Genomic DNA, 24,626 nt, shown 5'->3' with positions numbered 1-24,626 from the left:
CAATCACAAGTTTTATTAAAATTTTATTAATTAATAAGAAGGGATCATGCAAGCAAAGATAAAAAACAAACGGGTTTTGGTGAAATTTTCTGGGGAAGCGTTAGCTGGGGACAACCAGTTTGGGATTGACATTCATGTGTTAGATCACATCGCTAAAGAGATCAAAAGTTTAGTGGAAAACGATATTGAAGTGGGTATTGTGATTGGTGGAGGTAATATCATTAGGGGGGTTAGTGCGGCTCAAGGGGGGATTATCAGGCGCACCAGTGGGGATTATATGGGCATGTTAGCCACCGTGATTAATGCGGTAGCGATGCAAGAAGCTTTAGAGCATATCGGCTTAGACACAAGAGTGCAGAGCGCGATTGAAATCAAAGAGATTTGTGAAAGTTACATTTACAGAAAAGCGATCAGGCATTTAGAAAAGGGTAGGGTGGTGATTTTTGGCGCTGGCACGGGAAACCCGTTTTTCACTACGGATACGGCGGCCACTTTAAGAGCGATTGAAATTGGATCGGATTTAATCATTAAAGCGACTAAAGTGGATGGCATTTACGATAAAGACCCTAACAAATTTAAAGACGCTAAAAAATTGGACACTCTAAGCTATAACGATGCATTGATAGGGGATATTGAAGTGATGGACGATACCGCTATTTCTTTAGCTAAAGACAATAAGCTCCCCATTGTGGTGTGTAACATGTTCAAAAAAGGGAATTTATTGCAAGTGATTAAGCACCAACAAGGCGTGTTTTCTATGGTAAAATAAGCCCTTTAAAATTGGATAGAACTCAAAATAAAAGGATCATTTTGAAAAAAGAGAGAACAGAGAGTTTAGTCGCTCAAGCCTTAAAAAATATTGGGAACGACCGCTACATGCTAGATAATTTAGTTTTCGCTCGTGTGAAGCAATTAAACGCCGGAGCCAAAACTTTAGTGAATATGGACCCTAAACGCCATAAATTAGTGGATATTGCCATTAGAGAAATCGCTGAAGGGAAAATTGATATAGACAGGATAGATGAACGAAATTGATAAATCCGTTGATATCGGATTCTTACGGATTTTGGATGTTATCAAAAAAGTTACGACCCCAAAGGGTGGCATTGAAATCTTAAGGACTTTAATTGATTCCACGCCCAAAATTGAAAACGCCCTAAATTTAGCGACCAAGAGCCATAAGGGGCAATACCGAAAGAGCGGTGAGCCTTATATTGTCCATCCTATTTGTGTGGCGAGCGTGGTGGCGTTTTGTGGGGGCGATGAGGCGATGGTGTGCGCTGCGCTTTTGCATGATGTGGTGGAAGACACGCCTTGTAAGATTGAAACGATTGAGCGAGAATTTGGGCAAGATGTGGCCAATTTAGTGGATGCGCTCACCAAAATCACTGAAATCAGGAAAGAAGAATTAGGAGTGAGCTCTCAAGATCCCAGAATGGTGGTTTCAGCGCTCACTTTCAGAAAGATCCTTATTAGCGCGATACAAGATCCAAGAGCCTTAGTGGTAAAGATTAGCGACAGGTTGCACAACATGCTCACCTTAGACGCCTTGCCTCATGACAAGCAAGTGCGTATTTCTAAAGAAACTCTAGCGGTGTATGCCCCCATAGCGAGCCGATTGGGCATGTCTTCAATCAAAAATGAATTAGAAGACAAGAGCTTTTATTATATTTATCCGGAAGAATATAAAAATATTAAGGAATATTTGCACAAAAACAAGCAGTCTTTACTCTTAAAACTCAACGCTTTTGCGAGCAAGTTAGAAAAAAAACTTTTTGACAGCGGGTTTAGCCATTCAGATTTTAAACTCGTTACAAGGGTGAAACGCCCTTATTCTATCTATCTTAAGATGCAACGGAAGGGCGCGGTTAATATTGATGAAATTTTGGATTTGTTAGCCATTAGGATTTTATTGAAAAACCCGATTGATTGCTATAAAGTTTTAGGGATTATCCATTTGAATTTCAAACCCATTGTCTCTCGTTTTAAAGATTACATCGCTTTGCCCAAGGAAAATGGTTACAAGACGATACACACGACCATTTTTGATGAATCTTCTGTTTATGAAGTGCAGATCCGCACCTTTGATATGCATATGGGGGCGGAGTATGGTAATTCAGCCCACTGGAAGTATAAAGCTGGGGGCGTGGATCATGAAGATCATCATGAGGGCATGAGGTGGTTGCAAAATTTTAAATACCATGACAGCGATTTGAAAAACGACCCTAAGGAATTTTACGAACTCGCTAAGAACGATTTGTATCGTGAAGATATTGTCGTTTTTTCGCCTCATGGGGACACTTACACCTTACCGGTAGGAGCGATTGCTTTAGATTTTGCTTACATGGTGCATAGCGATTTAGGCGATAAAGCCACGGACGCTTATATCAATAGTAAAAAAGCCTTACTCAATCAGGAATTAAGGAGTGGGGATGTGGTTAAAATCATTAAAGGCGATAAAATAATACCTCGTTTCATTTGGATGGATCAGCTTAAAACTTCTAAGGCTAAAAACCATTTGCGTATCCAAAGAAGAAACCGCTTGAAAGAGATTGACACTAAGAGCATGATCAATATCTTAGCGACTTTTTTTGGGCGATCTGTTTTTGAAGACGTGGATTTAAAAGATTATAAAAACTTTGAAGAAAAATTAACAGATTGTGGGGTGGAGACCACCTTAACAGAAGCGATGAAAAGCTTTGAAAATTTGGCCAAACTCACTGAAGAGATTGAAAATAAAGTGTTTTCTTTAAAAGAAGATGCGATTTTAGAATACAAAGAGATGAGTTTATGGACTCGAGGTTTGAGGTATTTGGGTTTTAAAACCAATGTTTTGAATTTTTTAACCCCCAACCGGCAATGGCAGTGTAAGGAATTGGAGCATTTTAGCGTTTGTTCAAGTAACGCTTTAGAAATCAAACAGGTGTTATTGAATGATTGTTGTTACCCTAAATATGGCGATGAAATCATTGCGATCGTAACGGATTTAAAAGATCCAAAGGCGGTTGCACACCATAAATTTTGCAAAAAAGCGATAGCGGAAGTGGATGCTAAAGCGCCTATGGTTTATATAGAATGGCACAAGCGGGATCGAACGATTTATAAAATGATGTTTTATTTAGGCGAAAAAAAGTCGGTTTTAGCGGGTTTATTAACTTTTTTAAACAGGAACGAATGCAATATTGTGGGCGTGTCTTACCTAGGCTATAAAGACAAGTATTCTAGCCATTGTGAAGTGAGTTTTGAAATAGCCACGGATAAGGCGGATTGGATCAGAGCCTTAATCAATCGCAAATATCAGGATAGGATTGTAGAATTATCCAGTCTGGATGACGCTTATGAATCATAATAAGCCCTAATTAAGGAATAAACATGGAACAAAAAATCGCTATCGCCTTAAAAGAGATCGCTAGAGGCGCTAATGAAATCATTGGATTAGAATACATTGAAAAGCTAGTGAGAAAATATTATGAAACCAATGAACGCTTTATCGTTAAAGCCGGGTTTGATCCTACCGCTCCCGATTTGCATTTAGGGCATACGGTATTGATTCAAAAATTAGCTTTATTGCAGCAATATGGGGCTAGGGTTAAGTTTTTGATTGGGGATTTTACCGCTATGATAGGCGATCCTACAGGGAAAAATGAAACGAGAAAACCCTTAAACCGGGAGCAAGTCTTAGAAAACGCTAAAACTTATGAAGAGCAAATCTATAAGATTTTAGATCAAAAACACACCGAAGTGTGCTTTAATTCCACTTGGTTGGATGCTTTAGGCGCAAAAGGCATGATAGAATTGTGCGCGAAGTTTTCAGTCGCTAGAATGCTAGAAAGGGACGATTTTGCTAAACGCTATAAAGAAAACCGCCCCATTAGCATCGTGGAATTTTTATACCCTTTGTTGCAAGGCTATGATTCAGTGGCGATGGATGCGGATATTGAGCTTGGGGGCAATGATCAAAAGTTTAATTTGCTGGTGGGGCGCTTTTTGCAACGATCTTATGGCTTGAATAAAGAGCAGTCTGTCATTACCATGCCTTTATTAGAGGGGCTTGATGGGGTGCAAAAAATGAGTAAAAGCTTGGGGAATTATGTGGGGATCACTGAAGAGCCTAATGCGATGTTTGGGAAGATCATGAGCGTGAGCGATGATCTCATGTGGCGCTATTACACCCTTTTGAGCGCTAAGACTTTAGAAGAAATTGAAGACTTAAAACATGGTATTTTAAATCAAACCCTGCACCCTAAAGCCGTTAAAGAAGATCTCGCTGGTGAAATCGTGGCTCGTTATTATGATAATGATCAAGCATTCAAGGCTAAAGAGCAATTTTCTAAAGTGTTTAGCGCAAACCTTTTGCCTGAAATTTTATCAGAGAGCGATTTTGATGAGGGGGTTGGGGTTTTAGATGTTTTAAAACAGATTGGCTTTTGCCCATCCACTTCACAAGCCAGGCGCGATATTCAAGGGGGAGGGGTAAAGATTAATCAAGAAGTGGTAAAAGATGAGAGTTATCGTTTTATTAAAGGAAATTATGTTATACAGCTTGGTAAGAAAAGATTTATGAAATTAAATATTAACTAATATTAAGGAAAGAGCTATGGTATCAACACTCAAACCGCTAAAAATCGGTAAGCACACCATAAAATTCCCTATTTTTCAAGGGGGCATGGGTGTGGGGATTAGCTGGGATGAACTAGCTGGAAATGTTGCCAAAGAAGGGGCTTTAGGAGTGATTTCAGCCGTAGGGACTGGTTATTATAAAAACATGCGTTTTGTAGAAAGGATTGTGGCTAAAAAACCCTTCGAAGCCTTGAATTTTTACTCCAAAAAAGCGTTGAATGAGATTTTTGCAAACGCTAGGAAAATTTGCGGGAACAATCCTTTAGGGGCGAATATTTTATACGCTATCAATGACTATGGTCGTGTTTTAAGGGACTCTTGTGAAGCGGGAGCGAACATTATTATTACAGGGGCTGGTTTGCCCACTAACATGCCTGAATTCGCTAAGGATTTTAGCGATGTGGCGCTCATCCCTATTATTTCTTCAGCGAAGGCTTTAAAAATCCTTTGTAAAAGATGGAGCGATCGCTATAAAAGAATCCCGGACGCATTCATTGTGGAAGGGCCGTTGAGTGGGGGGCATCAGGGCTTTAAATACGAAGATTGTTTTAAAGAAGAATTCCGATTAGAAAATTTAGTGCCTAAAGTCGTGGAAGCTTCTAAAGAATGGGGGAATATCCCTATCATTGCTGCTGGGGGGATTTGGGATAGGAAGGATATAGACACCATGTTGAGTCTTGGAGCGAGTGGGGTGCAGATGGCGACTCGTTTTTTAGGCACGAAAGAATGCGACGCTAAAGCGTATGCCGATCTTTTGCCCACGCTCAAAAAAGAAGATATTTTACTCATTAAATCGCCTGTAGGCTATCCGGCTAGGGCTATCAATACGGGGGTGATCAAGCGTATTGAAGAGGGTAACGCGCCTAAAATCGCATGCGTGAGCAATTGTGTAGCGCCCTGTAACAGAGGTGAAGAAGCTAAAAAGGTGGGCTATTGTATCGCTGATGGTTTGGGGCGCAGTTATTTAGGAAACAGAGAAGAGGGGCTTTATTTTACCGGGGCTAATGGCTATAGAGTGGATAAGATTATCAGCGTGCATGAATTGATCAAAGAGCTTACAGAGGGTTAATTTGTAGTGCTTGTGAGGTTAGGGGTTGTTGCATGTCTTTTTTGGTTGCATTTTGCTTGTGCTACAACCCTTAAAATTACCAACATTGTGCCTTTTGGCTCTAGCAGCGTTAAAATGGTGTTCAATCAAGAAATTAAGAAATTCAAAGAAGTTCCGCTCAAAAATTTCAAGAGTTATTTGGAATTAGAAGCCGTTTTAACCATTCCTAAAAAGCATTACCAATTTTCCAAGCAATCTTTCATCACGATCGCGCAATTCAGCCCTAAGTTAGTGCGAGTGGTCATTAGCTACGCTCCTAAGATGACTTATGAGGTTAAAACCCTTAAAGACAAGCTTTATGTTTCTATCGTGGAGAAAAAGCCCTTAGTTAGGCATCAAATGGCGCCAAAGCCACCCAAACACCATGCGCTAAAACACCACACCCCTAAACCTGCCCCTAAATCTATTAAAAAAGAGACCAAAGAAAAAACGCCCATTAAGCATGCGCATTCAAAACATGTGCATTCTCCATTGAACGAAAGGAGCGCTAAAAAAGAAATTCCTAAAAAAGAATTAGAAAATGAGAGTAAGAACCAAGTTTTTATAACAGAAAAAAATGACGCTTTCATCAAAACCAAGCGCAAAAAACACAAAAAGATCGTTTTAGACGCTGGGCATGGGGGGAAAGATTGCGGGGCGATGAGCGCGAATTTGGTGTGTGAAAAAGACATTGTTTTAGAAGTGGTGAAGTTTTTACACAAAGAGCTTAAAAAGAGAGGCTATAGCGTTTTATTGACAAGGGATAAGGACATTTACATTGATTTAGTGGCTCGCACGGAATTAGCCAATAAAAAAAGCGCGGATTTATTCATCTCAGTGCATGCCAATTCCATCCCTAAACGCTCCACCTCTAACGCTCATGGTATAGAGACTTATTTTTTATCCACCGCAAGGAGCGAAAGGGCTAGGAAAGTGGCTGAGCAAGAAAATAAAGACGATGTGAATTTAATGGATTATTTTTCTAAAAGTTTGCTTTTAAATTCATTGAACACGCAGCGATTGATTATTTCTAACAAACTGGCGATTGACGTGCAATACGGCATGCTCCAAAGTGTCCGCAAAAATTACCCTGATGTAGTGGATGGGGGTGTGAGAGAGGGGCCTTTTTGGGTATTGGCCGGGGCTTTAATGCCTTCAATTTTAATAGAAATTGGTTATAATTCCCATGCGATAGAATCTAAACGCATCCAAAGCAAACCGTATCAAAAAATCTTGGCTAAGGGCATTGCTGATGGCATTGATAGTTTCTTCAGCAAGAATGATTAGGCTATAGATGAATTTTTACCAAAAGATATACACGCATAAAGTCGTTTTTTCTTCGTTGTTTTTTTTGTTGTTTTTGTTCAACGTGGAAACTTTGTTGTTTTCGCATTTTAGCAATGATTTTTCGCAATTGTTTTTTTTGTTTGAAAACCATGTTTATGATTTCATTGTCAAATTAGATTACTTGGGGTTAATAGGCGTTTCTTTAATTTATCTGCTTGTGCTTATTCTAAAGCCTTTCACCCTCACGCGCCAAAAATGCGCTTGCGTAGGGATATTATGCCTTTCTTTCTACGCTTGGAATTTTCCTGTTAAACATTCTTTAATCGTGCTTTATCTTTTCTATTTTGCGCTGTTAGCGACTTTATTGTGGCGTTTTTTAGGGGCTAGCATGAAGCAATCTTTCTTGCCGTCTATGAATATTTGCATCGTGTGGATTTTTGCTTCTTCTTTACAGAGTTTTAGATTTTTAAGCGTGTCTGATTGCGTGGATTTTTCCCTTTTTACACTCGCTCTTATTTTATTGATACTGGTTTTAATCTATCACAAACGCCTTTTTGGGTTGTATGAATACGCTAACACGCTTATTTTGATTGTGGGGCTTAGCGTGGTGGTGCTGTGCTCTAGCATGTTCATTCAAACTAAAGAATATTATGGCATGCGATTGGGTTTTTATTTTTTAGGCTTGTTAGGGTGGCTTTTAGAATATGTGCATAACACTTTAAGGCGTTTGGAGCATAAGATTTAAAGGCTTGGCTCTCATTCAATAGGGATTGTTAAAGTTTTTTGGTTGAGTATCCTTGATTGAGTGTCTTTTTAGGGCTTAAAAGCGGGTTTACAAAAATCTTAAAGAGGTTTAATAATCTTTTGTTTTTGGCGTTCTTGCTCTAATTTAGCCACTTGAGCAAAGACTATCGCCACGGCTTCAAACAATTCTTCTGGTATGGTAGCGTTTAATTTCACATCTTTATAAAGCTCTCTAGCGAGCGTTTTATTTTCTATAATTTCTATGTCATGCTCTCTAGCGATGCCCTTAATCCTAATGGCTAAATAATCCGTGCCTTTAGCCACCACCACAGGCACAGGGTGTTCTTCATCAAATTTGAGAGCGACGGCATAATGGGTAGGGTTAGTCACTACGACATTGGCTTTAGGGATTTCTTGCATCATTTTATTCGTGGCGTTTTTTACCATCATTTGGCGGATTTTGGCTTTGATTTCTGGGTTCCCTTCTTGTTGTTTGTATTCGTCCTTAACTTCTTGTTTAGTCATTTTTAAAGAGTTGGTGTATTGGCGGCGTTTGATGATTAAATCCACAAAAGCCAAGACAAAAAATAAAAATAAAAGCGAAGAAATGAGTAATAACGCCTTATTTTTAAACCACAACAACTGGCCTTGCAAATTCAAAAGAGCCGCATGGTTTAATTCCCCTAAAAACAAGGAGAAGATGAAAAACCCCAGAAAAAAAGCTAAAAAAACTTTTAAGGTGATCAAACTCCCATCAAGGAGTTTTTTTAAAGAAAAAAGGTTTTTGACGCCATTGATAGGGTTGATTTTAGAAAATTTAGGCTCAATGACTTTAGGGGCAAAGAGCCAGCCAAATTGCAAGACATTGGATAAAAACGCCACCACTACTAAAATGATTAAAATCGGTAAAAGCAATAAAAAAGTGTCTTTAGCCAGTTGGTTAAACAGCTCTTGAACGCTTTCTTTATTGAAATCTAGGGAAAAATCTTTCAACACATGGCGATACATTTCGCTAAAGCCATCCACCCACCATATAAAAAAAACAAAAATACTCATTAGCCCGGCTAATAACCCCAAAACCCCCACCACTTCCATGCTCTTAGACACATTGCCTTCTTCTCTGGCTTTTTGGATTTTTTTCGCGCTAGGGAGTTCGGTTTTTTCTTCTTCAGCCATTGGCCCTCTTTTTTAAAATTTGAACGGCTAATTCATAGTCTTTTAAGGTGTTGAGGTTTAAAAATTCTTCTTCTTTATCAAAATGGATAGCGACAGAAGAGGTATTTTTCACAAGATCGCTAAGGCGATAATTTTGTGTTTTAAGAGCGTAACAAAGAGCGTTAAGGATATTTTGATGCCACAGAGAAATTAAATAATGTTCTTTTGTAGGGCTTTTAGCATAGATTACGCTAAAATTTTCAATCCCACAAAGAGCCTTGATGCTCTCAAAGGACACTAAAGGCGTATCTATAGGGATAAAAAAAATATAAGGGGTTTGCAGCGTTAAAAAAGCGTTATGAATGCCAACAAGGGGTGAAAAAAGATCGCTCTCTTTTTCTAAAAGATAGGGAGCGTTTAGTTCATACGATTTTTTAGCGCTGATAATGACTTTTTTGAAAAGTTTTAAAAGGCGCGTGTATTGGTATTCTAAAAGGCTAGGATACGATTTTAAAGGCACAAGAGCCTTATTGATTTGAATGTTATTGATGGTAAAACGAGAGCTTTTGCCCCCAGCTAATAAAACGCAAGGAATGTTATCAATGATAGGGTTTTTCAAAAGATCTATCCTTGTTTAATGTTGTTAAGTCGTTGTTTATTATGTTACACTAAAAGCTTAAATAAAGGGCATAAGGGATAAAGGGAGTGTTAGTAGATAGTTTTAATAGGGTTATTGACTATATTAGGGTTTCTGTAACCAAACAATGCAATTTCAGGTGCCAGTATTGCATGCCTGCTACGCCATTAAATTTTTTTGATGATGAAGAATTATTGCCTTTGGATAATGTTTTAGAATTTCTTAAAATCGCCATTGATGAAGGCGTTAAAAAAATCAGAATCACGGGTGGGGAGCCGCTATTACGCAAGGGTTTAGACGAGTTTATCGCTAAATTGCACGCTTACAATAAGGAAGTAGCGTTAGTTTTAAGCACTAATGGTTTTTTACTCAAAAAAATGGCTAAGGGTTTAAAAGATGCTGGGTTATCACGGGTGAATGTTTCATTGGATTCTTTAAAAAGCGATAGGGTCTTAAAAATCTCTCAAAAAGACGCTCTTAAAAACACGCTAGAAGGGATTGAAGAGTCCTTAAAAGTGGGTTTAAAACTCAAGTTAAACACGGTTGTGATAAAAAGCGTTAATGATGATGAAATCTTAGAGCTTTTAGAATACGCAAAAAATAGGCATATACAAATCCGCTACATTGAATTTATGGAAAATACGCATGCTAAAAGTTTGGTTAAAGGCTTGAAAGAGCGAGAAATTTTAGATTTGATCGCTCAAAAATATCAAATCATTGAGACAGAAAAACCCAAACAAGTGTCTTCTAAAATCTACACGCTAGAAAATGGTTATCAATTTGGCATTATCGCTCCGCATAGCGATGATTTTTGCCAATCTTGCAATCGTATCCGTTTGGCTTCTGATGGCAAAATTTGCCCATGTTTATACTATCAAGACGCCATAGACGCTAAAGAAGCGATCATAAATAAAGATACAAAAATGATGAAAAGACTTTTAAAGCAATCCATCATCAATAAACCAGAAAAAAACATGTGGAATGATAAAAACAGCGAAACTCCCACAAGGGCGTTTTACTACACAGGGGGGTAGGGAAAATATTTATTATTTTAAACCTTTTTATTAAAAATAAAGCGGTTTGTTTAGGATTTTTGGTTATAGTGGCTAGGATTGAACAATAAGGAGGTCTTTATGGAAAAAGTCCTAGCGTTTTTTATCCCTAGCTTTTTTAGTCCTAGTCTTTCGGGGGGGGGTTACTTATAAGCCTACCATAAACCTTTTAGAATCCCCTAAATTTCTCACTTTTTTTAAATCTCACCTATTAACACCGCTAAAGAGAGGGTAATTCATGTTAGAAAACATGCAAGATATTTCGTTACAAAGCTCTCATGAAGCAGGGGTGGATATTACAGAGAGCAAAATGCTTATAAAATTTGCACCATTATTATTGATGAATTTATATGAATATGTTGGAAATGGAAAGGATTCCAAAGAAGCGTTCGATCAAGCCATGAAGGATGCAAAGGATGTGGTGCTTAGCTATGGTAGAGCAGCCTTTCTTAAAGACATGGTTTCAAATAGTCCAAACCAAACAATCCAAAGTTTTGATGGAGACTTAGAAGGTGTGATGCACTTAGAAAAAACTGGCATAGAATGTTATAAGATATTCATTGACTATGGTTCTCAAAAGATCGATGATGATGAGCTTTCTTGTCGTTTGTTACACACTGGCACGAAAATTTTAGGCACAAAAGCTATGGCAGTTGTTGGTCAAACATTCATCCCCATTCCTGGAGTTGGAGCGATAATTGGAAATTTTGTGGGTGCATTACTGAGCAAAACTCTCTGTGAAAATTTGCGAGATGCTCTAAAAGAGGCTAAATTGGCACGCCAAAGGCGTATAGAGATTGAAAAAGAATGCCGTGAGAGTATCAGACAGTTAGAGATGTATCAAAATCAATTTAATGAAGTGTTTAAGCAATATTTTCATGGGAATGTAAAATTCTTTAATGAGAATTTTAATAATCTTGAGAGGGCGCTTTATGCAGGCGATGCGAATTTGGCCATAAGAGTCAATAATAAGATTCAAGAAAGACTAGGTCAAAAGCCCTTGTTTAATAATACCCAAGAATTTTTGGAACTCATGAATAATGGTGTAAAAATAGAAATTTAAAGGAGAAATCATGGAAGAACAAAAAGATATGGGTCAAAGTGTGATCTTAACCAAAGTGCTGAAGTCGTTAGAAAAGGGTGGTTCTTTCAGTCAAAGAGATCGTGAGAAATTCGTGCAAGCCGCTAGAACGCATGGGATTGAAGATGGCGTTATTGAAGAAATTATTGATATTGGTCAAACGCTCAGCCTTATCTACCGCCATGAAGATCTTATTGATGCAAGCGATTTATCAAGAGAACAAAAGAAAGCCGTGTTATCTGAGCTTCAAAAAAGCATTGATGAAAATCTAGAAGTTTTAAAAAAAATCATAAACACATAAAGGATAAAACATGCCATTGCCACTTATTTTAGCTGGAGTGGCCCTAGCGGCAGCAGGATACGGAGTTAAAAAAAGTTGATGCAGACATTCTCAGCGAAGAGACCAATGAATATATTAAGTATATCAATGAAGGCAATGATTTGCTAGAGGAAGCAGAAGAAGTTATTAAAGCTGTGGCTTCTGATTGCGAGTTTGCTCTTGCGAGATTTGAAGAGAAAAAGTGTTATATTAGAAATCAAGTAATTTCAGAATTTTCGCACCATTTTAATCAATTAAAAGGATTTGAACTTAGCAACAAAAAAGATAGCATGGAAAATATCCAACTCTCTGTGTCAGATACACTAAAAATTATTGATAAAAATCTCAAGATGAGTTCCTTTGATATCTTTGGTGTCGTTGGAAATGCTGTGGGAAATTTCTCTGTGGGATTTGGTTTGGCTGCTGGAGGTATAGTTGGAAGTATGGGGCTTTTAGCCGGACCCGCACTCGCTATTTTTGGAGCTTTGAGAGCCGCTGAAATGGAAAAAAAGCTAGAAAATGCTAAGGCTCGCTACGAAGAGATCAGAGTGAGATTTGAGGAAGCGGTTGTGATGATTGATCAGTTTCAAGCTATTGAAAAAATGGCAATGTATTTCACTAGGCAGATCACAAAATTTGACGCACTGTTTTTCTCGCTTTCTCAAGAGGCAATCGCTACGATGAAAAAGCACAACTATGATGTTTCACATTACAATCAAAAAGAAAATGATCAGATAGCTACTACTTATTCAACTCTTATGACTTTGAGTGCTTTTTTGGAAGCCCCTATTATGGATGAACACCAAAAGCTCAATGAAGCTACACAAAGTAAGCTAGAGTTTATGCAAAGGGAGATGAATAGCCTAGAAACTGAGCATTATGATTTAATTAATTCAACTAAAATCAAATTTGGATTGGCACGCAGATTATTTGAATTTTTTAGATCGTTTTGGGGAAAAAATGGAAGAATCAAAAAAGCGAATAACTCTTAATCGCTTCCCTTGCACCTCTTGCGGGCTTTGCTGTAAAAATATCACCGGGATTATTGAGCTTATTGGGTTTGATACTGGCAATGGGGTGTGCAAGTTTTTGGATTTAGAAACCAATCTGTGCAAGATTTATGAATCGCGCCCGTTAATTTGCAGGATTGATGAAGCGCACAAAAAGCTTTATCCCCACATCCCGCTGAAGGAGTTTTATGCCAAAAACGCAGAGATTTGTAACGCTTTGCAAGAAGCAAACCACATGGATAAGAGCTTCAGGGTCATTCTTAGGAAATAATTTTTAATTTATTGTCCCACAAACACCGCATCAACCAAGTCTTCTATAAAGCGTTCTTCATCAAAAGCGATCAAATCGTCTTCTTTTTCGCCCATTCCTAAATAAAGAATGGGTAATTTCAACTCATACAGCACGCTTAAAATCGCCCCGCCCTTAGAAGTGCCATCAAGCTTAGTCATAATCACGCCATCTAACGCCAAAGTCTCATGGAAAATTTTCGCTTGCGTTAGCCCAGAACTCCCTTGCGTGCCGTCTAAAATAAGGAATTTGTAAAAGGGGGCGTCTTTTAAAACTTTAGAGCAGGTGCGCGCGATTTTAGAAAGCTCGTTTTTAAGGTTGGTTTGGTTGTGCAGCCTCCCGGCGGTGTCTATAAAAACTTCATCTATATTTTTAGCGATCGCGCTTTCTATGGTGTTATAAGCTAAAGAGCTTGGATCGCTCCCTTCTTTAGCGCTAATGACTTGAATGTTAAGCTTTTCGCCCCATAATTGGAGCTGTTTGACTGCGGCCGCTCTAAAAGTATCGCCGGCTCCTAAAAGCGTTTTTTTATGCTGTTTTAAAGAGAGTTTGGCTAATTTAGCGATCGTTGTGGTTTTGCCCGCCCCATTAACCCCCACGATCAAATGCACTAAGGGCTTTGTGGTGATAGTCTTTAGGCGGGTTTTATCATAATAGCTTTCCCCACGCACAAAACGCAACAAAGCGACCTCTAATTGCTTGGGCGTAACCAAATCGCCTAAATGCTGTAACAAGCTCTCTATCAAATCGTATTGGATGTCAAAGCCAATCAAAATTTCTTCTAATTCCTCTTTAGGAATATTTTCACGCTTTTTTTCTTTAGCCTCTTCACCCTTAATTTTATTGACAATTTTTTTGAAAAAATTAAACATGGTTTTTTAATCCTTTAAATTGGAAATATCAAATTGGAGCATTTCTGCTGGCACGATCCCTTGATACATTTTAATCAATTGGTGTTTGTGATATAAGAGCATGTTAAAGGAATGGTTTAAAGCGTTATGGTTTAAATGATCAAAAAGAGCGGTATCTTTAGGGTTTAAAATCATCAAATCAGCTTGAGAACGCACGCTAAAATCTTTGATTGCATCGCTTGAATAGGGTTGATTGAGTAAAATAAGCACCCTCAAACGATCTTTAAAAGTTTTTTTTAAGATGTTAAAGGTGGGGGCGTAATTTTTTAAAAAATCGTCTAAAGCGCTTAAAACTAATAGGGTAGGGGCGTTGGAATCCGGGCTGATGTTTAGGGAATCTAAATCGCCTGTGATCGTGTATTCTTGGTTATTCAGATCCATAGCGGTGTAGGTTTTAGGGCTATTTTCTTGTGGGGTATTGTTTTGAGAATCTTGAGGTTTTTGGGAATTTTTACAAGCGTTAAAACCCAACAAAACGATCAAAACCAGCGCGATAAAACGCAAAAAATAAGCCTTAATTCTCATTATAAACACATCCTTAAGAATAATAAAATGGTAACTAATAACCTAAAATTATACTATAATGTAAGTCTAAAATTTAAGGATTATAACCATTAAAACGATTTTTAGAGATTTTTGTAAAGAACGCTTGAAAAGGGCTAAACCAACTAAAGATAAAGCAGTCAGGGATAAACTGGCTTGCAAGCTTTTGTTTTGGAAACTCAAAGATTATCAAAATATTTTATTGTATAGCCCGTTAGGGCATGAGCTTGACATTAGGCCTTTGATTTTGAAGTTAAGACAAAAAAATAAGCGCGTGTGGTTGCCTAAAAGCATCAAAAAAGGTGCTCATTTTTCTAAAGAGGATTTTACTATCGCGCCCTTTAGGTTGCCCTTAAGGCGTTTGGGGTGGTTTGATGAGCCGAGTTTGTCGCACTATTATAAGCGGAAATTAGATTGTATTGTCGTGCCGATTTTAGGAATGGATACAAGCTTTAGGCGCGTGGGTTTTGGGCTAGGCATGTATGATAGGAGTTTACCCCAATTATTCAAAAGGCGACTAAAACGCCCCTTAATCGTGTTTGTGAGTAGGGAATTAGCGTTAGCTAATGGTGTTCTTACAGACGCCTATGACATTGAAGCGGATCTTTACATGAATGCTCGTATCGTTATGAAGAATAATAGAAGGAAACATTATGAGCAGCGGGTTAATTTACATTTCATTAGAAGTCTTAGTAGCGTGTTTGATTACCGCTCTAGTCATGTATTATGTGATGAAAAAGATCTATTATGCTAGAGGGCAAACCATTTTAAAAGGCGCTTCAGCTAAAGCCAAATTAATGGAGTTTCAAGCGAAATCTTTTGTGGAAGCTGAAGAGATACGCATGAAAAGCCGAGAATGCAAATTGCAGAAACAATACGAAAACAAAAATTTGCAACTCCAAACCCATTTTGAAAAAAAAGAAGCGCATTTGAAGCATTTAGAAGCGCAGCACAAAGAATTTGTAAGAGATGAAAAACGCTATTTGGAAAAGGAAAAACAAGAGCTTGAAAAAGAACGCCAAATTTTAGAGCAAGAAAAAGAAAATTTTAAAAAACAGCGCGCTGTTTGCAAAGAAGCTCAAGCCAAAGCGCTAGACGCGATGCTCAATTACATGGCTTATACCAAAGATGAAATTAAAAGCATGGTTTTAGAGCAGCTAGAAGAAGAATTAGAAGCGCAAAAAAGCGCGTTAATCAAGCGTTATGAAAAAGAAGCCAAAGAAGAGGGCAAGAAAAAATCGTATGCCATTTTAGCGGAAGCGACAGCCCGTTTTGCGGGTAATTACGCGATAGAGAATTTAACAAGTCGTATCGCTTTGCCTTGCTCAGATTATATCGGTCGTGTGATAGGCAAAGACGGGAAAAATATTGAAGCGTTTAAAAAAGTCAGCGGGGTGGATATAGAATTTAGCGAAGATAGTAGCGAATTATGTTTGTCTAGTTTCAATCTTTATCGGCGTGAAGTGGCGAGCGAGACGCTTAAGATTTTAATAGAAGACGGCCGTATCCAGCCTAACAGGATTGAAGAGGTTTATCATAGAGTCGCGCGCAACCTGGAAAAAGAATTGCTTTCTGAAGGGGAGAGCGTGGTGTTAGAGTTAGAACTTGGGGCTATGGAAGATGAGCTTAAAATTTTAATAGGCAAGATGCGTTACCGCTCTAGTTTTGGGCAAAACGCCTTACAGCATTCTAAAGAAGTCGCTCTTTTAGCCGGCCTGATTGCAGAACAGCTTGGGGGGGATAAAAAGCTCGCCAGAAGAGCCGGTATTTTGCATGATATTGGTAAAGCGCTCACCCAAGAGCTTGGGAGAGACCATGTGAATTTAGGCGTTGAAGTGTGCAAGCGCCATAAAGAAGACCCGGTTGTGATCAACGCGATTTATGCCCACCATGGGCATGAAGAGATTTTGAGCGTGGAGTGCGCGAGCGTGTGCGCGGCTGATGCGCTTTCAGCAGGGCGTCCGGGCGCTAGAAGAAAGAGCGATGAAGAATACGCTAAACGCATGCAAGCTTTAGAAGAGATCGCGCTAGAATTTGATGGGGTGGAAAAGGCGTATGCGATGGAGAGCGGGCGAGAATTAAGAGTGATTGTCAAATCCAACCAAGTTAGGGACAATCAAGTGCCTATTATTGCCAGAAAGATCGCTAAAAAGATAGAAGAGAGCGCTCAGTATGTGGGTGAAGTGGGCGTGCAAGTGGTGCGAGAAAATCGTTTCAAAACGACCGCTACGCTCAAGCAATGATTAAGCCTTTTTCCCGCACCTTTTCCAAATGCCTTTAGAAAAAACTTTATAGTAGATGAATGAGCGCAAAAAAGTTTCTGATGCGATCACCACAAAAATAAATTCCACCTTAAAATGATGAATTAAAAGCAAATAAATGGGCATGATCCTTAACCCCCATAAGCTTAGGGTGTTAATGTATAGTGAGACTTTAGAAATGCCAGCCCCCCTAAAAACTCCATCTAGCACAAAATACCCAATTAAGGGGGCTTGAGAGAGACCCACAGCGATCAGATAAGATCGCGCCACTTCCAAAACTTCTCCATCTTGAGAAAAAAGGCTCGCGAATTCTTTAGCGAATAAGACTAAAACAATCCCTAAAACCCCCATTAAACCCATAGAGATTTTTAAAATCAAATGCACGTATTCTGTGGCGATCTTTGGCTTGTTCGCTCCTAAATTTTGCCCTGTTAAAACCATCGCTGCGATCATAAACCCAAATCCGGGCATGAACGAAAAGGTTTCAACTCTAATGCCTATTTGCATGCCCGCTAACACCTTATCCCCATAGCTCGCTACAAATTTGGATAAGAGGATTAAAGAAAACAAACTCAATAAGCGCTCAAACCCGGCCGGCCAACCCACTCTAAACATGGTTTTTAAAAAAGAAAAATGAAAGGTTATTTTGAATTTTAAAGGGATTTTTTTGATTTGTATCCAAACGCCAAGCGTGAGTAATTCCCAATAAGAAACAACCACATTCGCTAAAGCAGAGCCTACAATCCCCATTTCTTTAAAACCAAAATCTCCAAAAATCAAGGCTTGATTCAAAAAAATGCATGCAATGACCATGATGATTTTAACAATAAAGGGGGTTAAGGTGTCTGAAAAGCTAGCGAGCGCTGAAACTAAAACATTTTTTAAAAAAATACTCGGTAGCGCGATAACTAAGACTTCTAAATAATCTTGCGTCAATTGGCGCGAAGGATTTTGTAATTGCATCCAATTTAAAAAAGGCTCAATCAAAAAATAAGAAGCAAACAGCACGCCCAAACAGATCACAAACGCCCCTATAAAAATACTGGAAAAAGCGTGATTGATTTGAGTAAAATCCCTAGCTCCCACGAGCCTAGACAGAATGGCGTTAGTGCCGGTGTATAAAATCGTATTGATGCCATAAAAAAGCATCAAAAATTGCAAGCCCACCCCTAAAGCCACAATGTGATGGTGCGAAATCTTACCCACAAAAAAAACCGAGAGCGCTACCACCAGCACATCTAAAAAAGCATTAACCCCAGAGGGTAAGGCTAAAGAAAAGATTTTCTTAACTTGATAGATTAGCCTAATAGTAACGCTCCAAGAACTCCAAAAACAATCAAAGGGAGGTTATAGACTAAGAAAGTCGGCACGCATGTGTCATAGATATGATTGTGCTGGTTGTCTGCGTTAAGCCCGCAAGTAGGCCCCATGGTGCTATCGCTAGCCGGTGAGCCTGCATCGCCTAAGGCTGCGGCTATGCCGATGAGTAAAATCGTAGATTCTATACTGAATCCTAATTTCGCGCATAAAGGGACATAAAACACAGCGATGATAGGAATCGTGCCAAAAGAAGTCCCTATCCCCATAGTGATAAAAAGCCCTACAACAAGCATTAAAAAAGCCCCTAAAAGCTTCCCTTGGACTACGCTTGTGATCGCATTCACTAAGCCCTCTATCGCATGCACTTTTTGCAACACTTCTCCAAACCCGCTAGCCACTAACATCACAAAAGCGATAAACGCCATCATTTTTACGCTATCGTCCATAAGCGAGTCTGTTTCTTTAAACTTAATGCCACGCCCCAGTAAGATGATCGCTAACGCTAAAAAGGCGGCTAAGGGCATCGAATCGGTAGCTAATTGGATCGCAAACGCCACGACAATCCCTATAAAAGTCAAGTAGTCATGGTAGTTTAATTGAAGCGAGGCGTAATTTTCTATATCAAAAGATTTTTTTTTGTAGTGCCTGGGTTTTTTGTATAGCGTTAATACCGCTAAAAGCAGCCCAACAACCATCGCTAACCCCGCTATCCACATCACTCCTGTGATTTGCGCTATGGTGGTGCTAACGCCATTAGCTTTTAATTGCTCTAAAATGGTGGTTTGAAAAATCAAGCCAAACCCTACAGGAAGCACCAAGTAGGGGGCTTGCAAGCCAAAGGTTAAAGCACAAGCGACCGCTCTTCTATCCAATTCTAGCCGGTTCATCAAATGTAAAAGAGGGGGGATTAAAATAGGGATAAAAGCGATATGCACCGGCACTAAATTTTGCGAAAAACATGCGATGAAAGCGATCAAAAAGCAAAAAGTGGATCGTTTGTAATCCATCAAGCCTATCAACTTACTCAAAGCGACTTTAATGAGGTTGCTTTTAGCGATCGCTACCGCTAAAGCCCCTAAAAGGATGTAGCTTAAAGCGATGTTTAAATTGCCTTTCATGCCGTCTATCATTGCATTAAAACTCTCCGTGATCCCAAGCCCTCCCATAAGCCCTGCTATGAGAGTCGCGCTAATCATAGAAAGCATGACATTGAGCCTTAAAAGGCTAAGAACGCACATGCAAATGATAGCCACAAAGGCAGGATTGCTCCATATAGAGCCATTTTCTAGCATTTTTGCTCCTTGTTAAAATAAAGATACCGCGCAAAAATGATAGAATTTTTGCACTTGTTTAGCGCAAAAAATTACACCTACCATGTTTAATCCTTTCTAACCTTAAATCTTAAATTGATTGACTAATTGATATAGCGTTTCAACAAATCGTTATAAAAATCAATGCGTCTGTCTCTTAGAAACGGCCACATTCGGCGCACTTCTTCGGTGCGTTCTAAATCAATTTCCGCATACAAAATCTCTTCTTTATCGCTCGCTTTAGCCAAGAACTCGCCTAAAGCCCCCACCACAAAACTAGAGCCAAAAAAAGTAATGCCTCCCTTAATTGCGCCGCTCGGATCTAACTCCACGCCCACTCTGTTAGTCGCAATCAAAGGCAAGCCATTAGCGATCGCATGCCCTCTTTGGATCGTCTCCCATGCGTTTTGCTGACGCTTTTTTTCTTCATTAGAATCTTCTTCTAAAAACCCTATCGCGCTAGGATAGATTAAAATTTCTGCCCCTTTTAAAGCCATGATCCTTGCTGCTTCAGGATACCACTGATCCCAGCACACCATAAGCCCTAATTTCCCCACGCTTGTAATAATAGGCTCAAAGCCCAAATCCCCCGGCGTGAAATAAAATTTTTCATAAAACCCCGGATCATCAGGAATGTGCATTTTGCGATACACTCCAGCGATTGAGCCATCTTTTTCAAACACAACCGCACTGTTGTGATACAACCCTTTAGCGCGCTTTTCAAATAAAGAAGTAATAAGCACCACTTGAAATTTTTGAGCTAAAGCGCTAAAAAAAGCCTTATCTTCTTCAAAATACTCGCCTAGATCAAAAAATTTAGGGTTTTCGCTCTGGCAAAAATAACTATAAGGGTTCAATTCTTGCAACACCACTAAATTGGTTTTAGGGTGTTTTTTTAGCGCTTGTTCAAGCAGGTTGGCTGTATGCTCTATGGTTTTTTTTCTAGAACCGCAATAAGCATGCTGGAGGACGCCTGCATAAATCATTTTTCACTCTTCTTCATAATCAGAGTTATAGTCTTCATAATCGTCATCATCATAGACATTCTTATAATCATTATACTCTTCATCTTCTTCTTCAAAGCCCTCTAATTCTTCTTCTTCAAAATCTTCCAATTCGTCTTCGTAATCTTTCATTCCACTGCCTTTCATTGTTGATAATGTCTTGCACGACTTCACTCGCTATTTGCAAACCAAAACTCGCCGTAACCGCATTAAAACTCCCAAGCTCTATGCAATGCGTAACTTCGGGGCTAAAAACCACTTTAAAATCCCCTTTAAAACGGCGTTTTTTTAAAAAATCCCTAAATTTACGCCCGAATTTATCGCCATAGCTTTCCCACACGCTCCCCACTTGGATGTGTTTAGGGTTCAAACGCTTCGCACTCCCCATAGAGCTGATAAATTTCCCGTAAGCGAAATTCTGGCATTTTATCGCTAGGCTTGTTTTAATAGGCAAATCGTCCATGCAATCTAAAATGTAATCATAATCTCTAAAATTAAATGAATTTAAAAACGCTTCATCTACATGCAAATTCAAAGCTTGAACGCCCTTATAGAGATCTTGCAACACCAACACTTTAGATTCTCCTATCCTTTCTGAGCCAATCTGGCGGTTTTGATTGGTAACATCAAACACGTCTTTATCAATGATAGTGATTTGCCCTATCCCCACACGATACAAAGCATCTAGCGCAAAGCCTCCCACGCCCCCCACGCCACAGATTAAAACCCTTTGTTGGCGGATTTTTTCAAAATCGTTTTTAAACAACCACCTTATGCGCGTGAATCTATCTATGGGTTCAGACAACCTTTAGCCTTCAATAAAAATAGTGCTTTTATTGTATCGTAGTTTAAAAAATCTTAAGACAAAAATTTTTGAATCTTCTTAGCCTTATGCATTTGTAATTGCAGTTCTTCTTTTTCTTTTTTTAATAGTTCAATGCTTTGGGCTATCATTTCCCTAAGGCTTAAAAGCGTGTCTAAATCTAATCTTTTTATTTGCTCTAAAGAAAGGCGCTCTATCAATGAAAAGGCTTGCTTAGAATCTTTTTTAACAAGAGCGATTTTAAAGGAATCTAATAACGCATTAGGCGAGTTCATCTGAATGGATTTCCCTCCAAGCTTCTAACAACCCCCTAGCCACATTCAACACCAAATCAATCTTACTCGCATCATTTTCCACATTGGCTTGCGTTAAAACTTTGATTTGATGGGTGTATAAGCCTGTAAGATACACCGCCACTTCCCCCCCTTTTTCATAGTCCAAAATATTCAACAATTCCGTGAAAATATCCGTAACCCTGTTAATATAATAAATCTTTTTTTCAATGTCTTCATTTTCAATACAGCGTTTGGCTTGCGAGGAAAATCTCAAAATCCCTTCATAAAGCATTTCAATGAGTTTTGCCGGGGATTCCACACTCACTCGGTTATGCTGGTAGGCTTGATAAGCGTTAGCGTATTGCATAATGTTCCTTTATCCTTTAAAATTGATAATTCTCTGTTTTTTTAATTCTTTTTAGCCGCCGCTTGATCGATCATCATTTGCACGGAATTGAATTTTTGATTCGCTTTAGAGATTTGGCTATCATAAGCGGCAAAGCGCTCCGCCATGATGTTGTAGCGGGTTTTTAAAAGCTCTTGAGCGTTTTCTTTGTCTTTGGTCAAGCTTTTAGCGTCTCTGTCTAGGGAATCTTCATAAATTTTTAATTTAGCGTTCCCTCCATCTATGAGATTGGCGATGACTTGATTGAATTTAGAAAAAATGCCCTCTTGGTGGATTTCTCTGCCTCCCATATCCTTGCTATCGCTCCCATAGAAAAAATCTTGAGTCGCTTTAGGGTTAGAATTTAAGGCACTACTCAATTTAGCCTCATCCAAACTCATCACGCCCTTATCGTCTAAACTAAGCCCGTATTTCATCAAGCTTTCTACCCCATTATCCGTATGTACGCTATAAGAAAACACATTATTAAGAGAAGATCGAATCGCGCGAATATCGCCCACGCCGTTAAAAATCCCGGCGATTTTAGTGTCAGCGTCATAACGAGTGTCTTCGTCTAGTTTAGGGATAAGCTCGTTATAGGCTTTGACAAATTCAGTAAGGCTGTCTATAATGGCTTGATTGTCCCTGCTCACGCTGATAATGGCAGGTTTATTAGGCTCTGTGGTTTGCTCTAAAGTGATATTAACCCCGCTAATCACATCATTGACCTCATTAGTGGGGCGTGTGATGCTCACCCCATTATAAGTGAATTCTGAATCGCTCGCTTTTTGTAAATTTTTAGACATAAAAAGCGTGTTTTGTGAAGCTTCATAGGATTGCACCATGCCAGCACTCAAACCCAAATCTTTCAAACTATTCTTGCCTAAAGCGTCCTCGCCCTTAATCGTTAGCATTCCGGTTTTAGAATTGATCACAAGCTTGTCTTCGGCGTTCTTAAATGCACTCAAGCCTTCTTTGGAATTGATCGCTTGAACGATAGCGTCTGTGTTTTCTTCGCTGGTGTTGCCCTCTTTGGTTAAGGCTTTTAAATCTAGTTTTTGACCATTCAAGCTAATTACCCCTTCTAATTTACCCTCTTTTATCGTGCGAGAGCTTTTTAATAAATCGCTTTCTTGGGTGGCGGTTTGCAAAAACCCAAGCTCTTTAGCCTTGCTCCCTTTAACTTCAATGTTTCCCCCACGCCTGTCATTAATGATTAAAGATTCCCCCCCATGAAGAGTGTCTATGGAAATATCCCCATTAGCGATCAAATCTTTAAAATTAGGGTCATTTTCTAAAGCCTGCTCCATCGCTTTTTGGATCGCTGTGTTTTTTTGTTTGATAGAAGCACTTTCAGGGAGTTCTAGCATGATAGGGACTTCATGCATGTTCCCATCAGCCCCCTTTAAATTCAAACTCACTTCACTCTTTCCGCTTCCATCAACCCCTAAAGAAAGGGCGTTTTTATTAGTGAGCGTGGATTGGAGGTGTGAGCCAAAATAGACTCGATTGTCTTCGCCGGTGTTTTTGGTATTCACCATTAATTGGTAGGGGTCATTCCCTCCTGTTTTCATCACAATGCCCATCACTTCGCCATTGGTAGCGTCCGTGATGCTTTGAGCCACATCGCCTAAAGTCATTCCTGCTTTAATATCAACGGCGTAGTCCTTGTTTTGCGTGTAAAACTTGAGCGTGGTATCCACTTGGCTAAAAATATCATCTCTTGAAGAAAATTTCGCCCCTAATTCGTTAATATCGCCTTGCGCTAAATTTTGCACATCCACTTTAATGTCTTGAATAGGCACGCCAGCCCCCACGCTCGCGCTCAACGCATCGCCTGTAACATTGCTTTTTCGGCTGATATAAGTGGAATAATCTGAAAGCGTTTTAACCGGGCCTTTTAGAGATGAAAGGAGCGTTTTAATTTCTACAAGGGCTTTTTGTTTTTCAACATTTTGCTCCATTTTCTTGTCTAGTGGGGCGATTAAAGCTTTTTCATCAGCATCCTTAAGCTTGTCAATCACATCGTAATTCAAAACCTTACTGCCAAGCCCTAATGAGCTTAATGAACCTATTGCCATGTCTAACCTCTAAACTTTCAAAACTTTTGATTAGCCTTTTTAGCCTCTCTTATCAAAGATAATGCCTATCACATCGCGCATTCTTTGCATAAGCTCCACGGCTTCTTTAGAGGGTATCTCTCTTATCACCTTATCCCCATTAGCGTCTTTGACTGAAACCACTAACCCCTTGATCGTATCGTTATAACTAAAATTAATATCCGTGCCAATGCGTTTCATTTCTTCATTCAGACGCTCGCTCAATAATTCTAGTTTGGGTTTGTATTGATCATGGTCTATTGTTGTCTTAGATTCATCAATAGTGTTTATAGTATTTGCACGACTGATCTCTTTTATAGGGGTTGTTTGAACGCTTGTGTGAGATGTGGGAATCCCAATCCCTTGAACTTCATTGACCATAAAAACCTCCAAATTTTTCCATGCCTACAAGTA

At 39.1% G+C, this 24,626-nt stretch carries 27 protein-coding genes; 14 read left to right on the top strand and 13 right to left on the bottom strand.

Annotated features, from left to right (window positions below; all coding sequences use genetic code 11):
• Window positions 1-46: 46 nt before the first annotated feature.
• Genes pyrH through AYS37_RS03425 form a run of 7 tightly spaced genes read left to right on the top strand, consistent with a single transcriptional unit; the run spans window position 47 to window position 7,739 of the window.
• Window positions 47-769, top strand: a complete 723-nt coding sequence (gene pyrH, locus AYS37_RS03455; RefSeq protein ID WP_001148056.1) for a UMP kinase — start codon at window positions 47-49, stop codon at window positions 767-769.
• Window positions 770-810: 41 nt separating this feature from the next.
• Complete coding sequence (locus tag AYS37_RS03450) at window positions 811-1,035, top strand: DNA-directed RNA polymerase subunit omega (protein WP_000712202.1); 225 nt, start codon at window positions 811-813, stop codon at window positions 1,033-1,035.
• Window positions 1,022-3,349 (top strand): RelA/SpoT family protein, encoded by a 2,328-nt coding sequence (locus AYS37_RS03445; RefSeq protein ID WP_001002288.1) that lies wholly within the window; start codon window positions 1,022-1,024, stop codon window positions 3,347-3,349. The genes AYS37_RS03450 and AYS37_RS03445 overlap by 14 nt, the downstream gene beginning before the upstream one ends.
• Before the next feature lie 23 nt (window positions 3,350-3,372).
• On the top strand, window positions 3,373-4,581 hold the full coding sequence (gene tyrS, locus AYS37_RS03440) for a tyrosine--tRNA ligase (RefSeq protein WP_000435625.1): 1,209 nt from the start codon (window positions 3,373-3,375) through the stop codon (window positions 4,579-4,581).
• Between the two features lie 16 nt (window positions 4,582-4,597).
• The gene (fabX, locus tag AYS37_RS03435; protein ID WP_000255243.1) at window positions 4,598-5,689 is read left to right on the top strand and encodes a decanoate oxidase/trans-2-decenoyl-[acyl-carrier protein] isomerase FabX; all 1,092 of its coding nucleotides are present in this window, start codon (window positions 4,598-4,600) and stop codon (window positions 5,687-5,689) included.
• Between the two features lie 6 nt (window positions 5,690-5,695).
• On the top strand, window positions 5,696-6,994 hold the full coding sequence (locus AYS37_RS03430) for an N-acetylmuramoyl-L-alanine amidase family protein (protein WP_000961051.1): 1,299 nt from the start codon (window positions 5,696-5,698) through the stop codon (window positions 6,992-6,994).
• A gap of 7 nt (window positions 6,995-7,001) precedes the next feature.
• Window positions 7,002-7,739: a hypothetical protein gene (locus AYS37_RS03425; protein WP_001012464.1), complete on the top strand. Its 738-nt coding sequence runs from the start codon at window positions 7,002-7,004 to the stop codon at window positions 7,737-7,739.
• Between the two features lie 98 nt (window positions 7,740-7,837).
• Here the strand turns inward: AYS37_RS03425 and flhB are convergent, their stop codons facing one another.
• Together flhB and mobA are read right to left on the bottom strand one after the other, a co-directional pair.
• Entirely contained in the window at window positions 7,838-8,914 is a 1,077-nt protein-coding gene (flhB, locus tag AYS37_RS03420) for a flagellar biosynthesis protein FlhB (RefSeq protein ID WP_000796905.1), read from the bottom strand.
• Window positions 8,907-9,512: a molybdenum cofactor guanylyltransferase MobA gene (mobA, locus tag AYS37_RS03415; protein ID WP_000795316.1), complete on the bottom strand. Its 606-nt coding sequence runs from the start codon at window positions 9,510-9,512 to the stop codon at window positions 8,907-8,909. The genes flhB and mobA overlap by 8 nt, the downstream gene beginning before the upstream one ends.
• 86 nt (window positions 9,513-9,598) lie before the next feature.
• Here mobA and moaA point away from each other — a divergent pair, with 86 nt between their 5' ends.
• The 5 genes from moaA (at window position 9,599) to AYS37_RS08605 (ending at window position 13,263) form a co-directional block, all read left to right on the top strand.
• Window positions 9,599-10,564 (top strand): GTP 3',8-cyclase MoaA, encoded by a 966-nt coding sequence (moaA, locus tag AYS37_RS03410; protein WP_033608202.1) that lies wholly within the window; start codon window positions 9,599-9,601, stop codon window positions 10,562-10,564.
• A gap of 256 nt (window positions 10,565-10,820) precedes the next feature.
• On the top strand, window positions 10,821-11,645 hold the full coding sequence (locus AYS37_RS03405; RefSeq protein WP_000892388.1) for a hypothetical protein: 825 nt from the start codon (window positions 10,821-10,823) through the stop codon (window positions 11,643-11,645).
• A gap of 10 nt (window positions 11,646-11,655) precedes the next feature.
• Window positions 11,656-11,964, top strand: a complete 309-nt coding sequence (locus tag AYS37_RS03400) for a hypothetical protein (RefSeq protein ID WP_000392453.1) — start codon at window positions 11,656-11,658, stop codon at window positions 11,962-11,964.
• A gap of 140 nt (window positions 11,965-12,104) precedes the next feature.
• On the top strand, window positions 12,105-12,974 hold the full coding sequence (locus AYS37_RS03395) for a hypothetical protein (protein ID WP_000888866.1): 870 nt from the start codon (window positions 12,105-12,107) through the stop codon (window positions 12,972-12,974).
• Window positions 12,943-13,263 carry a YkgJ family cysteine cluster protein gene (locus tag AYS37_RS08605; RefSeq protein WP_000392894.1) on the top strand — a complete coding sequence of 107 codons (321 nt, stop codon included), beginning with the start codon at window positions 12,943-12,945 and terminating at the stop codon, window positions 13,261-13,263. Before AYS37_RS03395 ends, AYS37_RS08605 begins: the two co-directional genes overlap by 32 nt.
• 8 nt (window positions 13,264-13,271) lie before the next feature.
• Here the strand turns inward: AYS37_RS08605 and ftsY are convergent, their stop codons facing one another.
• Entirely contained in the window at window positions 13,272-14,153 is an 882-nt protein-coding gene (ftsY, locus tag AYS37_RS03385; protein ID WP_000481550.1) for a signal recognition particle-docking protein FtsY, read from the bottom strand.
• A gap of 6 nt (window positions 14,154-14,159) precedes the next feature.
• Entirely contained in the window at window positions 14,160-14,717 is a 558-nt protein-coding gene (locus AYS37_RS03380) for a hypothetical protein (RefSeq protein ID WP_001220410.1), read from the bottom strand.
• A gap of 97 nt (window positions 14,718-14,814) precedes the next feature.
• Here AYS37_RS03380 and AYS37_RS03375 point away from each other — a divergent pair, with 97 nt between their 5' ends.
• The gene (locus AYS37_RS03375; RefSeq protein ID WP_080023662.1) at window positions 14,815-15,489 is read left to right on the top strand and encodes a 5-formyltetrahydrofolate cyclo-ligase; all 675 of its coding nucleotides are present in this window, start codon (window positions 14,815-14,817) and stop codon (window positions 15,487-15,489) included.
• On the top strand, window positions 15,467-16,978 hold the full coding sequence (gene rny / locus AYS37_RS03370; protein WP_001874577.1) for a ribonuclease Y: 1,512 nt from the start codon (window positions 15,467-15,469) through the stop codon (window positions 16,976-16,978). The genes AYS37_RS03375 and rny overlap by 23 nt, the downstream gene beginning before the upstream one ends.
• On the opposite strand, the gene AYS37_RS03365 is transcribed toward rny, so the two are convergent.
• The 9 genes from AYS37_RS03365 to flaG form a co-directional block, all read right to left on the bottom strand.
• Complete coding sequence (locus tag AYS37_RS03365) at window positions 16,979-18,295, bottom strand: MATE family efflux transporter (RefSeq protein WP_241209038.1); 1,317 nt, start codon at window positions 18,293-18,295, stop codon at window positions 16,979-16,981.
• The gene (locus AYS37_RS03360; RefSeq protein ID WP_000892271.1) at window positions 18,295-19,608 is read right to left on the bottom strand and encodes a Na+/H+ antiporter family protein; all 1,314 of its coding nucleotides are present in this window, start codon (window positions 19,606-19,608) and stop codon (window positions 18,295-18,297) included. Before AYS37_RS03360 ends, AYS37_RS03365 begins: the two co-directional genes overlap by 1 nt.
• A 122-nt stretch (window positions 19,609-19,730) precedes the next feature.
• On the bottom strand, window positions 19,731-20,612 hold the full coding sequence (locus tag AYS37_RS03355; RefSeq protein ID WP_000638540.1) for a carbon-nitrogen hydrolase: 882 nt from the start codon (window positions 20,610-20,612) through the stop codon (window positions 19,731-19,733).
• Window positions 20,613-20,615: 3 nt separating this feature from the next.
• A complete protein-coding gene (locus tag AYS37_RS03350) occupies window positions 20,616-20,762 on the bottom strand; it encodes a hypothetical protein (RefSeq protein ID WP_000656207.1) in 147 nt (48 codons plus the stop codon).
• Window positions 20,728-21,435, bottom strand: a complete 708-nt coding sequence (locus AYS37_RS03345) for a tRNA threonylcarbamoyladenosine dehydratase (RefSeq protein WP_001294096.1) — start codon at window positions 21,433-21,435, stop codon at window positions 20,728-20,730. Before AYS37_RS03345 ends, AYS37_RS03350 begins: the two co-directional genes overlap by 35 nt.
• 53 nt (window positions 21,436-21,488) lie before the next feature.
• Window positions 21,489-21,728: a hypothetical protein gene (locus AYS37_RS03340; protein ID WP_001087899.1), complete on the bottom strand. Its 240-nt coding sequence runs from the start codon at window positions 21,726-21,728 to the stop codon at window positions 21,489-21,491.
• On the bottom strand, window positions 21,715-22,095 hold the full coding sequence (gene fliS / locus AYS37_RS03335; protein WP_001199081.1) for a flagellar export chaperone FliS: 381 nt from the start codon (window positions 22,093-22,095) through the stop codon (window positions 21,715-21,717). Before fliS ends, AYS37_RS03340 begins: the two co-directional genes overlap by 14 nt.
• Before the next feature lie 41 nt (window positions 22,096-22,136).
• Entirely contained in the window at window positions 22,137-24,194 is a 2,058-nt protein-coding gene (fliD, locus tag AYS37_RS03330) for a flagellar filament capping protein FliD (RefSeq protein ID WP_001874576.1), read from the bottom strand.
• Between the two features lie 39 nt (window positions 24,195-24,233).
• Entirely contained in the window at window positions 24,234-24,593 is a 360-nt protein-coding gene (gene flaG, locus AYS37_RS03325) for a flagella length regulator FlaG (RefSeq protein ID WP_000245949.1), read from the bottom strand.
• Between the last annotated feature and the right edge of the window lie 33 nt (window positions 24,594-24,626).

The sequence above is a fragment of the Helicobacter pylori NQ4053 genome (genome assembly GCF_000274605.1).
GTDB classification, from domain to species: Bacteria; Campylobacterota; Campylobacteria; order Campylobacterales; family Helicobacteraceae; genus Helicobacter; species Helicobacter pylori_CV.
Note: the sequence above shows the minus strand (reverse complement) of the source record. Positions and strands in the feature narration are given on the sequence as shown.

Excerpts from the sequence above, each read along its gene's own strand:
- ftsY (WP_000481550.1), bottom strand. The coding sequence starts at position 14,153 with ATGTTTAATTTTTTCAAAAAAATTGTCAATAAAATTAAGGGTGAAGAG.
- AYS37_RS03400 (WP_000392453.1), top strand. The coding sequence starts at position 11,656 with ATGGAAGAACAAAAAGATATGGGTCAAAGTGTGATCTTAACCAAAGTG.
- flaG (WP_000245949.1), bottom strand. The coding sequence starts at position 24,593 with ATGGTCAATGAAGTTCAAGGGATTGGGATTCCCACATCTCACACAAGC.
- AYS37_RS03380 (WP_001220410.1), bottom strand. The coding sequence starts at position 14,717 with ATGAGAATTAAGGCTTATTTTTTGCGTTTTATCGCGCTGGTTTTGATC.
- fliS (WP_001199081.1), bottom strand. The coding sequence starts at position 22,095 with ATGCAATACGCTAACGCTTATCAAGCCTACCAGCATAACCGAGTGAGT.
- AYS37_RS03355 (WP_000638540.1), bottom strand. The coding sequence starts at position 20,612 with ATGATTTATGCAGGCGTCCTCCAGCATGCTTATTGCGGTTCTAGAAAA.
- pyrH (WP_001148056.1), top strand. The coding sequence starts at position 47 with ATGCAAGCAAAGATAAAAAACAAACGGGTTTTGGTGAAATTTTCTGGG.
- AYS37_RS08605 (WP_000392894.1), top strand. The coding sequence starts at position 12,943 with ATGGAAGAATCAAAAAAGCGAATAACTCTTAATCGCTTCCCTTGCACC.
- fliD (WP_001874576.1), bottom strand. The coding sequence starts at position 24,194 with ATGGCAATAGGTTCATTAAGCTCATTAGGGCTTGGCAGTAAGGTTTTG.
- AYS37_RS03350 (WP_000656207.1), bottom strand. The coding sequence starts at position 20,762 with ATGAAAGATTACGAAGACGAATTGGAAGATTTTGAAGAAGAAGAATTA.
- AYS37_RS03360 (WP_000892271.1), bottom strand. The coding sequence starts at position 19,608 with ATGCTAGAAAATGGCTCTATATGGAGCAATCCTGCCTTTGTGGCTATC.
- AYS37_RS03425 (WP_001012464.1), top strand. The coding sequence starts at position 7,002 with ATGAATTTTTACCAAAAGATATACACGCATAAAGTCGTTTTTTCTTCG.
- rny (WP_001874577.1), top strand. The coding sequence starts at position 15,467 with ATGAAAAAGATCTATTATGCTAGAGGGCAAACCATTTTAAAAGGCGCT.
- AYS37_RS03340 (WP_001087899.1), bottom strand. The coding sequence starts at position 21,728 with ATGAACTCGCCTAATGCGTTATTAGATTCCTTTAAAATCGCTCTTGTT.
- flhB (WP_000796905.1), bottom strand. The coding sequence starts at position 8,914 with ATGGCTGAAGAAGAAAAAACCGAACTCCCTAGCGCGAAAAAAATCCAA.
- AYS37_RS03405 (WP_000892388.1), top strand. The coding sequence starts at position 10,821 with ATGTTAGAAAACATGCAAGATATTTCGTTACAAAGCTCTCATGAAGCA.
- AYS37_RS03445 (WP_001002288.1), top strand. The coding sequence starts at position 1,022 with ATGAACGAAATTGATAAATCCGTTGATATCGGATTCTTACGGATTTTG.
- tyrS (WP_000435625.1), top strand. The coding sequence starts at position 3,373 with ATGGAACAAAAAATCGCTATCGCCTTAAAAGAGATCGCTAGAGGCGCT.
- fabX (WP_000255243.1), top strand. The coding sequence starts at position 4,598 with ATGGTATCAACACTCAAACCGCTAAAAATCGGTAAGCACACCATAAAA.